The organism is Streptomyces sp. NPDC054932 (assembly GCF_053610205.1).
The window spans coordinates 1-11,978 of sequence record NZ_JBSGXU010000230.1 but is presented as its reverse complement, the minus strand read 5'-3'; the positions used below and the strand labels follow the sequence as shown (position 1 = coordinate 11,978).

The following is an 11,978-nucleotide window of genomic DNA, read 5'->3' as shown; positions in this document are numbered from 1 at the left end:
GGCGTTGAACCGCCCCCGCACGGGACTCGCCGGCGTCACTCGCGGGCGTCGGCGCCGTGCACGGCGTGTGCCGTTACGCCGAACGGCGCCGCCGGGCCATGGCGTACAGGGCTCCGCCGAGCGTCAGGGCCGCGGCGGCGAGTCCGCCCGCGGCCAGCGCGGCGGATCCGGTGTTGGCCAGGTTGCCGCCGGTACCGCCGTTCGGAGCCGGGGTGTTGCCGGTGCCCGGGGCGGTGCTCGCGGAGGCCGAGGCCGACGGCGTGGCCGAGGCGGACGGGCTCGGGGAGGCCGAGGCGGACGTCGACGGGCCGGGCTGCGGCCCGTCGGCCGGCGTCACGGTGATGGTGAGCCCGGCCGTGTTGTTGCCGAGGTCACGGTCGATGTCGGCCATCTTGAGATGGCCGGGACCGCGGTCGGCCTTGTACCGGTACTCGCCGTGGTAGGTGCCCGGCTTGACCCACGACTCGATCTTGAAGACCCCCTTGACCGAGCCGCCGGTCCCGCCGAACACCCGGCGCCCCTCCGGGCCCGGACGGCCGCCGGCGAAACTGATGCCGGGCGGCAGCACGAACTCGGTTTCCACCACGTTGTCGTCGACTGCCGTGGTGGCGACCGACCCGGTGCCCTTGATCTGCCAGCCCGGGTTGAGCAGCACCTGGCCGCCGGCCGGGCCGCTGCCGGTCGCCCCCTCCACGGTGAAGTCGGGCTGGTTCGCGGGGTTTTCGACCCGCACCTCGCGGCCCCAGAAGCTCCACTCCTTGAACGGCTCGGACGGTGTGACCTTGATGGCGGCGGCGGTTCCCTTGACCCCGCCCTGCTGCGGCTTGTAGATCGGCTTGCCGCCCGGGGTCCAGGAGACGTAGAAGAGGTCCCGCCACAGCTCCGGGGTCGCGGTGATGTTCAGCCCCGTGTCGAGCCGGTAGTACTTGCCCGGCTCGAAGGTGCCGGTGAAACTGCAGAACAGGTATTCGTCACGGTACTCCCGCACGGGGTCGACCTTGAAGTGTTCGCAGTTCGACGGCCGTTCCTGAGGATTCAGTTCCAGGCCCGGCGGCAGTTGGACACCCAGCTCCGCCCCCTGGACGGGCTTGTCGCCGGTGACTTTGAAGCCCAGACGGAGGCTCTGCTTCTGGCCGTTCTCGACCGTGGTGTCGAGGAGCTCCTCGGAGGTGACGAGACCGCCGAACGGGTCCGGGGTGCCCTCAGGCCGGTTCGGGCCCTGCTCACCGACCTCGGTGGCCGGCGTCACCGGGTTCGGCACCGGCGCCGGCGCTGCCTGGGCAGTGGTCGCAGCGCCCAGCACCACCGTACCGGCGGCCAGAGCCGCTCCGATCCGCCGCGCTGCGCTGCTGTGCGTGCGGTTCAACCGCATCAAGATGGTCCCCCTCGTGTCACATGGGTCAGACGTTCGAGTACGTCCGACTCCTGTACGACCGACAGGGGACCCGATCGGTTGCCTGGAATGATCAAGAAGATCGGCGGGCGGGATCTCTACGACCGTCTGTCGTACGGGCGTTGGGCGCGCGCGATGTCCGTGCGGCCCCCCTGAACCGTCCCCTGAGGACCCGGCCTGATGCGAGCCGGGCGCCGCTGGCGGTTCCTCCAAGGGACAGTGCCGACCTCACCGCCGGCCGGACCCAACGCTCCCCGCTCCAGTGCCCTTTCGCGGCGCCCGGGCCGGATGTGCGGGGGCTCCGTACAGCGACCGGCCGCCGGGGGACTGCCCGAGTTCGGTGGACAGGGCTAAGCCGTCGCCGGCTTGGCACGGGGCGCAAGGCTGTACGTCGTCATCGCCTGTGCCCGGGCGCCCTGCCCGACCGGGACCGCGGCCGCCACGCGATATCGGCCCCGACCGGTCCCGTCGGGAGGGCTTCCCGTCCGACGATCCGAGCTAGCGCCAGGTCTGGTACGGGCTCTTCTGGGCGTGCGTTCCACAGGGGAAGGTGCGGAGGTGGAACTGGTGGCTGTCGTCCAGGCACAGTCCGGTCGCTTGGTTCTTGAACTCGACGGCCCCGTCCGCGTAGCGGTGGACGAACCAGCTCTCGTCCTTGGCCTTGTCGCAGGGCTGGGCCGAGGCGCTGCCGCGCGGGTGGTCCGTGAGGCAGAGCCCGGTCTTGAGGTTCTTCAGTTCACGTGTGCCGTCGGCCCACTGGTGGACGTTCCACCTCTGGTGCTCGTTGCCCAGGCAGGTGTAGGTGCGGACGCCGGCGTCGCTGTCGTCCAGGCACGCGGACGTCGCGGCGTTGCGGAAGGTCTGGACGCTGTCGAGCGCGGCTGCGGAGACGGCATCGGAGGTGGCCGTGGCCGTGGCCAGCGTGGCCGTGAGCAGGATGCCGGACAGGGCGGCCCGGGCGCTCTTCGCGGTCGAACGGATGTTCATTTCGCTCCTCGATCGATGGTGAGGGTGGTGACAGTGGTGCGCGTTGGTCGTGGGCGGGCGGAGGGCCGGATCAGTCCGCGATGTTGACGGGGCGGTAGGCGTGGTAGCCGTCGCGGCCGCTCACTCCGTAGGAGTGCTGCTTCCAGCGGGTACCGGCCCCGCCGGCCTGCTCGTAGGACTTGTAGACGGTGCGGTCGGCATCGGCCCAGCCGTCGAAGATGACGACGTGCCTCTCATCCGCGCTGTTGCTGTCGGCCTTGATGACCAGGTCGCCGGGGGCCAGGTCCTCCATCGCGATCCTCTGCGTCAAGCCGTTGTTCTTGAGGCCCACAGTGTTGGGTCCGGGCTTGGCGAGACCGAGCGCCATGGAGACGTAGCCGGAGCAGTCCTGCCGGTAGCCGTCCTTCCAATGCTCGGTCTGGCTGTACGGGACCGGCCGGCCGTTGTCTGCCGTGAGCCAGGTCTTCGCCCGGGCCAGGACCTGTGCGCGGCTGATCCGGGGCGCCGCCAGGAAGGCTTCGGCGGACGGGCTCCACGGGACGGCGGTAAGCGTCTGGGCGGACGGCCGGGCCACGTGCTCGGCGGCGGGTGCCGACGGCGCGGTGAGCGCGACGGATCCCACGCAGAGGACGGCGGTCAACGCCGCGATGCTCCAAGGGCGGGTGGTGTTCTCGGACATCTCGGTTCTCCGATGGTTCGTAGGGGAACGGCGCCCGCTCCCATGACGCGCACGCCGGTGACGCGCCGCACGGACGGGGCGTCGGCACGGGTCGTGGAGGGGATGACGCAGAGTCTGTGGCGGCTGGCGGGGACCGGGCAAGGTCGTCCCGGTTGCTTCACCGATGTCGGGATCCCTACGCTTTTGACCTGCTGGGACATGAGCGTCCCGGGACGAGCGCGGCCTGCCGGAGCACACGTTCGGCGCAGGCATGAAGGGGCGAGGATGGCGGGCGGCGAGGCGCGGGAACCGAGTCCGGGGCAACGACTGGGCAGTGCCCTGAAGGCTCTGCAACAGGGGTCCGGGCGCACGCTGCGTTCCCTCGAGTCCGAAGTGATGATCAGTGACTCGTCGCTGTCCCGCTACCTACGGGGCAGCACGGTTCCGCCGTGGGCCACCGTCCGCGATCTGTGCCGGGCCCTGGAGGCGGATCCCTCGGACTACCGGCTCCTGTGGGAGGAAGCCGACCGGAGCCAGCCCAAGCCACTGCCCGCCGTCCCCGTGGCCGTCACGGACACCGCCACCGGACCGTCGAGCTCCGAGTCCGGGTGGCGCCGTTGGCGTACGGCGGCCGGGCTCCGGGTCCGTAGCCGCTGGGCCTCGGCAGGCGCAGCCGCCTGCGCGGGCATGCTTCTGGGTACGGCCCTCACCTGGTTCGCCCTGGTGCCGGATGCCTCGTCACCGGCCGCCCGGAGCGACTCCGACGCCCGGTCCGGGGAGCGGGAGAGCCTGCCCTCGGTGCCGGGCACGCAGGACACCGTCCGGATCTTCGTCAACCGTTCCACGGGCAACTGCCTGGACCACAGCCTCGACCATGGCGTGCGCTCGTATCTGCCGAACGGCATGAGCTACCAGCGGTGGACCGTCCACCCGCTCCCCGACGGCACGGCCGAGATGAGGAACCATGCCACGGGAGCGTGCCTGGATGGCGGGCCTGCGGGGCTCCGCGCGCTGTCCTGCGGCAAGGCCGATTCCCAGAGGTGGGCGCTCACCGCGTGGGCGGACCATTCGGTCCAGGTCAAGAACGCGAGCACCGGAACGTGTCTGGACGACGGGGCATCCGGCCTGCGGGCCGTTCCCTGTGACCGCTCCGAGCACCAGAAGTGGGGCTGAGCAAAGACCCTCAGCCCGCCGCCCGCAGCCGGGCCCGCGCCTCGTGGTCGGCCCGGCTCATGCCAACTCCACACCGTCCAACTCGGCATGCCGGTCGCCCTTGGACAGGCGGACCGTGTTCCAACCGTCGCGCAGGATCAGGGACACCGCCGACGTCCGCCAGTCGTCCCACCCCGTGAAGGGGTAGTCGACGGCGCCGGCCTTCTTCCCGTTGACCGACAGGCGGTGCGAAGCCGACGCCGGGCCGCCGGCGCCGTCACGTGAGCCGTTGGCGAACCGCACCCAGAGGGTGTGGGGGCCGCCCGACGCGGCGAACACCTTGAACTCGACGAAGCTGTCGGCGTGATCGATGAAGCCGACGGCCCGCCCGCCGACGGCTCCGACCGCGTCGCGGACGACCGCATGGTGGACCCGCGCGTCCTCCGCCTGATGGCCCACCCTGCTGCCGCGGACCACGGGGCGGCCGTCCGCGAACCCCAGGTCGGCCACGTACAGGACACGGCGCCGCGAACCGTCAGGGCTCCAACCGTGGAAGACGATCCGGTCCCGCCCGTCCGGGCCCACCACCACGTCCTGGCCTCCCGGCCCGCGGACGGCGCCGTCGAAGGACTCGGTCGTCATCAACGGGGCCGCCCCCTTTGTGTACGGGCCGCGGAGTGCACTCGCCACGGCGTAGCCGCTCTTGTACCCGCCACCCTCGTAGGAGTCGGCCGAGTAGAACAGCACGTAGCGCCCACCCCGCCGGACGAGGGTGGGCGCCTCGATCAGCTCGCCCTCCCACGTGCGGTCCTGCCTGAGCAGCGCGACGGGTTCACCGGTGGTGCGGGTACCGTCCCAGGTGACGGCCTGCAGGTGGATCCAGGTGTCCGCCCCGCAGCAGTTTCCGTCGTCCTTCCACAGCAAGTACCGCCGGCCGTCCTCCGCGTAGCTCGCGGCGTCGATGGCCCCTCCTCGCTCGACCGGGCAGACCAGCGGTTCGCCCCCGTGGGGTAGGAACGGGCCGTCGGGGGAGGATGAGAGGGCCACGCCGATGCACTGCCTGTCGCCCGCGCGGTCGTGGGCGGTGTAGTACATGGTGAACCCGCGACCGTTGTCGAACACCTCAGGGGCCCACACCAGCGAACGGTTCGGCTCCGCCCACGCCCCGAGTTCGGGGAGCGGGTCGGAGGCCGACGCCGACCAGTGGATCAGGTCCCGCGAGGTGGCGTGCTGGACGTACCGGCCCTCGCCGTTGGTCGCGTATGCGTGGTAGGTGCCGCCCACCTTCACGACGTCCGGGTCGGGAAAGTCCCGGTCGAACACCGGCCCGGCGGCTCCGGCCGGGGCAACCAGCAGGGCGGTGAGGACGATCCAGGCCGCGGCCGCCAGGGCCGACAGGCGTGCGATGCGGTGCGCAGCCGGGAGAACCACGTGTCGTCCCCTCGTACGGGTGGAGTGCCGTGTGCGACTGCTCAACGACACGAGGCGGGGGCGGTGTCGCCGTGACGGCCGCCAATCCAGGTGCTGTAACCAGAACGGCCGCGCCGCGGGACCGGTGATTCTGACCTGCCGCACCCGCCACTACGAAGCCCTGCGCAGCCACACCCGGCTCCTGGACGCCGCCCGCATCGACATCGACCGCCTCACCCCCGCGATCGCCCAGGCCTAGGAATGGCTCGCGCGTCATCCTGCTCCCCCCGCGGTGCAGCCGCAGCCGGCCTGCACCACTCGGGCGGGCATGGGCCGGGGTTGAGGAGCCGGGCGGACCCGCCTCCGGGCCTGCCCCGGCGCTCACCGTATCTGCCTGGCGCAGCCGAGGAGCACCGTTTCCGTTTCCCCCACGCGGGGACGGGGGGACCACTACATTCACCTGTGACGACCACCGGTCGGGGGGATTGGTTCATGGCTGAACGACTGCTGCTGGACATCGACATCGACGGACGCGCCACCGTCTCCGCCTGGCCCGCCGGAGAGTCCTTCCCCAGTCCGGCCGGTCAGCCGGCCCGGCTTGCCTGGCCCCTCGACAGCCCGGCGCTCGAAGACCTGCGCTGGTACCTGGAGGAGTACCTGCGCGTCCCGTTCGGCGTCTACGGTGACCGCGGTCGGCAGATCACAGACCGCCTCCCCGCATGGGGCGCTGAGATCTTCGAAGCCGTGTTCGGCAGCGGACCGGCCCGCGACGCCTACCAGCGCGCCCGTGCCCGTGCTGGCCGGGTGGAACTGGTGATCCGCTCCGATTCCGCCCAGCACCTCGCGATGCCGTGGGAGTTGATGGCCGACCCGGCCCGTCCCAGTGCGCTCGCCCTGGACGGCTTCGCAGTGTCCCGCAGCCTGCTGACCGCAAAGTACGGCGACGTGACCACCGCGGCCGGCCGCCGACTGCGCGTGCTGATGGTGATCTCCCGGCCACGGGGCCCCGCCGATGTGGGATACCAGCTGATCGCCCGCCCGCTGCTGGCGCGTCTGGCTGCGGTCCGCGGCAGCGGCGAAGACCCGGTAGAACTCGTGGTGCTGAGGCCGCCGACGCTGGAGCGGCTGGCGGAGGTCCTCGCCGAGGCACGCGAGGCCGGGGAACCGTTCCAGATCGTGCACTTCGACGGACACGGGGTGTTCGGCGATCCGACCGCAGCGGTGGACGGCGGGACGTCACGGGCGACGTCCCAGGGCGCCATGCCCCAGGGGATGCTGGCCTTCGAGAAGCCTGGCGGAGGAGCCGACCTGGTCCCCGCCGGACGGGTCGCGCAAGTGCTCGCCCACGCAGGCGTCCACGTCGTCGTCCTCAATGCGTGCCAGTCCGGGACGGTCGGCAGCGAGGTGGAGGCCGCCGTAGCAACCCGCCTCCTCCAGGAGGGCACGCCCTGCGTCGTCGCCATGGCCTACAGCGTGTACGCAGTCGCCGCGGCAGAGTTCATGGCCGCGTTCTACGAACGTCTCTTCGCCGGCGACCGTGTCACCGAGGCCGTGGCCGCCGGGCGCCGGCGAATGGCCCGATCCGACTCGCGCCCCTCCCCCAAAGGCAAACTCCCGCTCGCGGACTGGATGGTGCCCGTTCTCTACACCCGCCGCGACGTCCACTTCCCCGATCTCAGGAACGGTCCCGAAGCCACCGGGCCCGTGCCGGATGGACCGCTCGATCTACGCGAAGGGTCCGATCAGGACGACGACTTGGACGACCTGCGCGGCGAGGGCGACTTCGTCGGGCGGGATGCGCTGTGCTACACGCTGGACGTGGCCACCCGGCTGCAGCGCGTCGTCGTCCTGCACGGCCCGGCCGGCACCGGCAAGACCGAACTCGCCAGGGCGTTCGGGCGGTGGGCCCGCGACACCGGGGCAACGGACGACCCGGCAGGGGTGATCTGGCACTCCTTCGAACCTGGTGCCGCCTCCTTCGGCCTGGAGAGCGTGGTCGACGCGGTCGCTCTGCGAGATCTGGGCGCGCAGGCGGAGGCGCTCGACCCGGCTAAGCGTCTGGCTCACGTGCACAAGCTGCTGGCGAGCCGCCGGATGCTGCTCATCTGGGACAACTTCGAGTCCGTGCACAGCATGCCGGATCCGACCGGAGCCACACCGCCGCTGGCCGAGGAAGGCCGCGCCGAGTTGCGGGCCTTCCTGTCCAAGGTGGCCCGGGGCCGGAGCACGATCCTGGTCACCAGCCGCACGGACGAGAAGTGGCTCGGCGACTTCCGCTCCGTCGCCGTCGGCGGCCTGGATCCCGATGAGGCGAACCAGTACGCAGACCTGCTGCTCGCACCGTACCCGCAGGCACAGACGTGGCGTGCCCACCAATTGTTCGGCGAGCTGATGCAGTGGCTGGACGGGCATCCGCTGAGCATGCGGCTCGTTCTGCCGCACCTCGACACCGACTCGCCAAAGGTGCTGCTCGACGCACTTCGAGGCACGGAGGCGCTGCCCGAGTCGGCAGGCAGCGATCGCACACAGTCGCTGGCCGCCAGCATCGGATACTCCTTCGCGCACCTGCCCGTCGCCGACCGCAGGGTGCTGGTGGTGCTGTCACTGTTGCAGGGGGCGGCGGACGCCGCCCTGTTGGGCGCATTCTCTGAAACCGTGCAGGCGCCCGAACGCTTCCGGGGACTGGACGCCGACGACTGGGAGGGCGTGCTGCGCCGGGCCGGGGCCGTCGGCCTGCTGGTCAGGGGCGCCGTATCCCACCGGATCCACCCGGCGCTGCCGGCCTATCTGGCCGAGCGGTGGAGCACGGAGGCACTGGGGGGCTACCGCGTCGAGCGGGGCGCGGCGCTCAGGGCACTCGCGTACGCCTATGAAGGGGCCGGGTACTGGCTGATCGAGCAGCTCAGGTACGGGGACGCCGGGTCGGCCATGGTGCTCATCGCTGAACACCGACGGACGATGGGCAGTCTGCTGGGCCAGACCCTGAAGCAACAGCAATGGGCGGAGGCCCTGGCGATCGCCCAGCCTCTCAACCATTACCTCGGCGCCCGTGGGCTGACGGAGGAGAATCGGCTGTGGGCCGATCGGGCGATGCTCGCCGTCGAATCCCCGAACGGTGATGCCCCTACGCTGGATACCCCTGCGGGAGAGGTGTGGCTGCACGCTGCTCAAGTTCTGGCCATCCAGAACATCGCGGCAAACAGGATGACAGAGGCCGAGAGGACTTATCTCGGCATTCTCGAAGCTGCGGGGGCATACCACCAGGGTGATCCTGACCAGGCCAGGTTATTGGGTGTCACGCTCCATCAGCTCGGTGTGGTGGCACGCCGACAGGGCCGGCCGGCAAAGGCGGAAGCGTGGTTCTGCCGGGCGCTCGACCTGAAGGTGAGGAACGGGGATCGGGCGGGCGAGGCTGTCACCCGTCTGGAGCTCGGAACCGTCGCACTGGACCAGGGGCGACCCGAGCAGGCAGCGGCCCGCTACGGCGAGTCGCTTGAGATCTGTTGCCGGGTCGGCGATCGGCACGGAGAGGCCCAGGCCCTTCATCAGCTCGGTCGGGCCGCGCAGGACCAGGGCGAACCGGTGAAGGCCGCGGCCTGGTACCGCGAGTCACTTGCGATCAGGGAGCAACTCGGTGACCGGGTCGGCGCGGTTGCGGCCCTCTACCAACTCGGCCGGACCGCTGAGGACCTGGGGCGGCTGGCCGAGTCGGAGGAAATGTACCGCCGGTCGCTCGTCCTCAGCGAGGAGATCGGCGATCACGCCAGAATGGCCTCCATCTACCACCAGCTCGGCAACCTGGCGTTCGAGCAGGGTCGGACGAGCGAAGCGGAGAACTGGTACCGCAGCTCACTGAAGATCCGGGAGGACATCGGCGATCACACCGGTACAGGCGGCAATTACCACCAACTCGGCGTGATCGCACAGGCTCAGGGTCAGCTGGCCGCGGCGCAGAAGCTGTTGCGGTGCGCGCTGGACATCCACGAAACCGCGGGAAACCCAATCTGGCTCGCTGCGACCTACGGGCAGCTCGCCTTGCTCGCCGAGGAACGGAACGAGCAACGCGAGGCCCTGGAATGGGCCGTCAAGGGCGTCGCGCTCATCGGTGATCTCTCCCACCCTGCCATCCGGACACACCTTCGTGACCTGCACCGACTGACCAAGACCAACGGCATCAGGCCACTCAAACAGGCATGGCGGGCCGTCACCGGCCAACGCCTGCCGCTCGCCGTGCGCGCCTTCGTCCGATCGCGTCTGCCTGACCCTGCCCAAACAGGAGACCTCCGCCCATGACGACCGAACCCGTCGCCCGCATCGCCCGCGCTGCCGCCCAGCGGCTCACCAGTGCTCGGCACCCCATGCTCGTCACCGACGTGGAGGCGGCCCTGCACAAGCACGCCGCCGGCCACGGGGCCTTTGAGAGTCACAACGTCGCTGCCCGCCCTGAGCAGTACCTCGACCCGGTCGCCCTCGGCGGCCTCATAGTCGCCACCGCCAACCTCGTCTGGGTCGTCTACAACGACCTGCGCAAGCGCGCCACAGCCCCTCGGCCCGAGGTCGTCACCCGCCACGTTCGCATCCGGCTCGATGAGCTCGAATCCCCGCTCCCGGCGCTCACTCCCGCCGAACGGGAGCGGATCATCGCCGTCATCGTCGAGGAGACTCTCGCCGTCCCACCGGAGCCCGAGTCCGGTGACTGACGCGACAGCGGCTCGGCTCCGGCGACCTGGGACTCCGCCCGGCCGCCGGGTCAGCCCGTGGAAATTCCGGCGGCGACCGGTATGCCGGCCGAAGCCTCCGCACAGCGGCCCCTGCCCGAGGCGGCATCGCATGGCGGCGGTCCGGACATTGTTCTTCGCCGCCCACGTGCGGGTTCTCCAGCTGAGGTGGGCGGAGAGGCCGTCCAGGATCACGTAGAGGACGCCGTCCGGGCGGGCCCTGCGCGACTGCATGACGAACAAGCACCGGCCGCCGGGTGAACGCCCCCGCAGGTCGGTACATCCGGACCACCAGCCTTCGGCGCAGAGGCTTACAAGCAGCGCACGCCGTCGAACGGTGCATCAACCGACGCAAGCAGTGGCGCGGCCCGGCCGTGCGAACGGACAAGCTCGCCATCGCCCACCAGGCCGCACTCCACCTGGCCGCCATCCTCATCTGGACAGGCGGCTGACAGTCGAAGCACCACGCCCACGAAGATGACCACATGGACGATCTTCTGAAGTTCCTCGTCGCACGCATCAACGACGACAACCACGCCTACGCCTACGTGGCCGAAACCATGGGCGGAGAGGCCCTTCTCGACAGCCACCTCCCCATGCTCGACCTGATCGAGCAACTGGCGAACGACTACAACGCCATGGCCCCCTCGGACTCCCGCTCAGCCGGTCTGGCACACGCGCTGCGAGTCCTTGGCCAGTCATACGCCGAACACCCCGCCTACCAGCAGGAATGGCGCCCGTAGCCTTCAAGGAGACAGCCCCTGGGCCGTTTCCTTCGGATCGCGGAGAATCGGCCTGCGACATGTGGGGCGCGCAGGAGTAGAGGGGCAGGGATGGCAATCGTCATGGAACTCCGTCGAGGGGGCTCCGCGTCCCGGACAGGGCGAAAGCCTGGGCCCCGGCCACCAGCAGGGATGCTGGAGCGGTTGGTTGACGACAACGATGACTTCTGGAGGGCCGTTGAGCGGCTCGGCCGGCACCGGCTTCCCAGTCTGACCCGCATTGATCCGTACGGGGACACCACGCTGCGGGGTGAGGCGGTAGACCAGATGGTGCGGGAATTGGAAGGTTCGGATCTCGCCGGTCTGTTGAGTGGCGAGCACGAGGTCGTGGCGACGCTGCTGGCCTGGGGACGCCGGTGCCGTGCCGACCGAGACCTGCGGATCGGCTTCTCGGGCGATTAGACCGTCGCTTTCAGATCGTCTGATCGTTGGTTGATGTGTTTCGTTGACTGATGCCCAGTGGGCCCGCATCGAGCCGCTACTGCCGGACCGGGCACCTCGGCGGGGTGGGCGGTGGCGGGATCACCGGCAGGTGATCGACGCGATCGCGTCCAAGTACCGCAGCGGCACGCCGTGGATGGACCTGCCCGCACACTTCGGGTCGTGGAAGGGCGCCCACAACCGCCTGCGGAAGTGGGCCGCCGACGGCACCTGGGACATCAACAGGCTCAAGCAGTGGCGCGGCCTGGCCAGTCGCTATGACAAGAACGCCACCATCTACCTCGCCGGACTCCACCTCGTCGCCTTCTTCATCTGGTCCGCGAGGTGATCCGCAGGATACGGCCTAGGTGTATTGACCCGCAGCGTTGTTCACGCGGCTGATGGGTGGCTTGCCTGCGAGTGCGGTGTGGCAGCGGTGGTGGTTGTAGGTGTGGAGG

General features: G+C 70.3%; 10 protein-coding genes and 1 pseudogene. 7 read left to right on the top strand and 4 right to left on the bottom strand.

Annotation, left to right across the window (positions count from 1 at the left end; all coding sequences use genetic code 11):
* Positions 1-73: 73 nt before the first annotated feature.
* The 3 genes from ACWGE1_RS36380 to ACWGE1_RS36370 all read right to left on the bottom strand — a co-directional run bounded on the left by ACWGE1_RS36380 (position 74) and on the right by ACWGE1_RS36370 (position 3,059).
* Positions 74-1,366 carry a hypothetical protein gene (locus ACWGE1_RS36380; RefSeq protein ID WP_453424746.1) on the bottom strand — a complete coding sequence of 431 codons (1,293 nt, stop codon included), beginning with the start codon at positions 1,364-1,366 and terminating at the stop codon, positions 74-76.
* 525 nt (positions 1,367-1,891) lie between these two features.
* Positions 1,892-2,380 carry an RICIN domain-containing protein gene (locus ACWGE1_RS36375; RefSeq protein ID WP_453424745.1) on the bottom strand — a complete coding sequence of 163 codons (489 nt, stop codon included), beginning with the start codon at positions 2,378-2,380 and terminating at the stop codon, positions 1,892-1,894.
* A 70-nt stretch (positions 2,381-2,450) separates the two neighbouring features.
* On the bottom strand, positions 2,451-3,059 hold the full coding sequence (locus ACWGE1_RS36370; protein WP_453424744.1) for a hypothetical protein: 609 nt from the start codon (positions 3,057-3,059) through the stop codon (positions 2,451-2,453).
* A 264-nt stretch (positions 3,060-3,323) separates the two neighbouring features.
* On the opposite strand from ACWGE1_RS36370, the gene ACWGE1_RS36365 reads away from it, so the two are divergent.
* Entirely contained in the window at positions 3,324-4,211 is an 888-nt protein-coding gene (locus tag ACWGE1_RS36365; RefSeq protein ID WP_453424743.1) for a helix-turn-helix domain-containing protein, read from the top strand.
* A gap of 57 nt (positions 4,212-4,268) precedes the next feature.
* Here ACWGE1_RS36365 and ACWGE1_RS36360 read toward each other — a convergent pair whose 3' ends face one another.
* Complete coding sequence (locus ACWGE1_RS36360) at positions 4,269-5,621, bottom strand: family 43 glycosylhydrolase (protein ID WP_453424742.1); 1,353 nt, start codon at positions 5,619-5,621, stop codon at positions 4,269-4,271.
* A 471-nt stretch (positions 5,622-6,092) separates the two neighbouring features.
* On the opposite strand from ACWGE1_RS36360, the gene ACWGE1_RS36355 reads away from it, so the two are divergent.
* The 6 genes and pseudogenes from ACWGE1_RS36355 (at position 6,093) to ACWGE1_RS36330 (ending at position 11,869) form a co-directional block, all read left to right on the top strand.
* A complete protein-coding gene (locus tag ACWGE1_RS36355) occupies positions 6,093-9,893 on the top strand; it encodes a tetratricopeptide repeat protein (protein WP_453424741.1) in 3,801 nt (1,266 codons plus the stop codon).
* Positions 9,890-10,300 (top strand): hypothetical protein, encoded by a 411-nt coding sequence (locus ACWGE1_RS36350; RefSeq protein ID WP_453424740.1) that lies wholly within the window; start codon positions 9,890-9,892, stop codon positions 10,298-10,300. Before ACWGE1_RS36355 ends, ACWGE1_RS36350 begins: the two co-directional genes overlap by 4 nt.
* Before the next feature lie 306 nt (positions 10,301-10,606).
* Positions 10,607-10,770: pseudogene (locus ACWGE1_RS36345) on the top strand (IS5/IS1182 family transposase); the annotation flags it as partial.
* A gap of 33 nt (positions 10,771-10,803) precedes the next feature.
* Entirely contained in the window at positions 10,804-11,061 is a 258-nt protein-coding gene (locus ACWGE1_RS36340; RefSeq protein WP_453424739.1) for a DUF6221 family protein, read from the top strand.
* Positions 11,062-11,232: 171 nt separating this feature from the next.
* Complete coding sequence (locus ACWGE1_RS36335; protein ID WP_453424738.1) at positions 11,233-11,502, top strand: hypothetical protein; 270 nt, start codon at positions 11,233-11,235, stop codon at positions 11,500-11,502.
* 43 nt (positions 11,503-11,545) lie between these two features.
* A complete protein-coding gene (locus ACWGE1_RS36330; protein WP_453424737.1) occupies positions 11,546-11,869 on the top strand; it encodes a transposase in 324 nt (107 codons plus the stop codon).
* Positions 11,870-11,978 lie beyond the last annotated feature (109 nt).

Coding starts and splice junctions, on each gene's coding strand:
- ACWGE1_RS36365 (WP_453424743.1), top strand. CDS start 3,324: ATGGCGGGCGGCGAGGCGCGGGAACCGAGTCCGGGGCAACGACTGGGC.
- ACWGE1_RS36340 (WP_453424739.1), top strand. CDS start 10,804: ATGGACGATCTTCTGAAGTTCCTCGTCGCACGCATCAACGACGACAAC.
- ACWGE1_RS36370 (WP_453424744.1), bottom strand. CDS start 3,059: ATGTCCGAGAACACCACCCGCCCTTGGAGCATCGCGGCGTTGACCGCC.
- ACWGE1_RS36335 (WP_453424738.1), top strand. CDS start 11,233: ATGCTGGAGCGGTTGGTTGACGACAACGATGACTTCTGGAGGGCCGTT.
- ACWGE1_RS36350 (WP_453424740.1), top strand. CDS start 9,890: ATGACGACCGAACCCGTCGCCCGCATCGCCCGCGCTGCCGCCCAGCGG.
- ACWGE1_RS36375 (WP_453424745.1), bottom strand. CDS start 2,380: ATGAACATCCGTTCGACCGCGAAGAGCGCCCGGGCCGCCCTGTCCGGC.
- ACWGE1_RS36355 (WP_453424741.1), top strand. CDS start 6,093: ATGGCTGAACGACTGCTGCTGGACATCGACATCGACGGACGCGCCACC.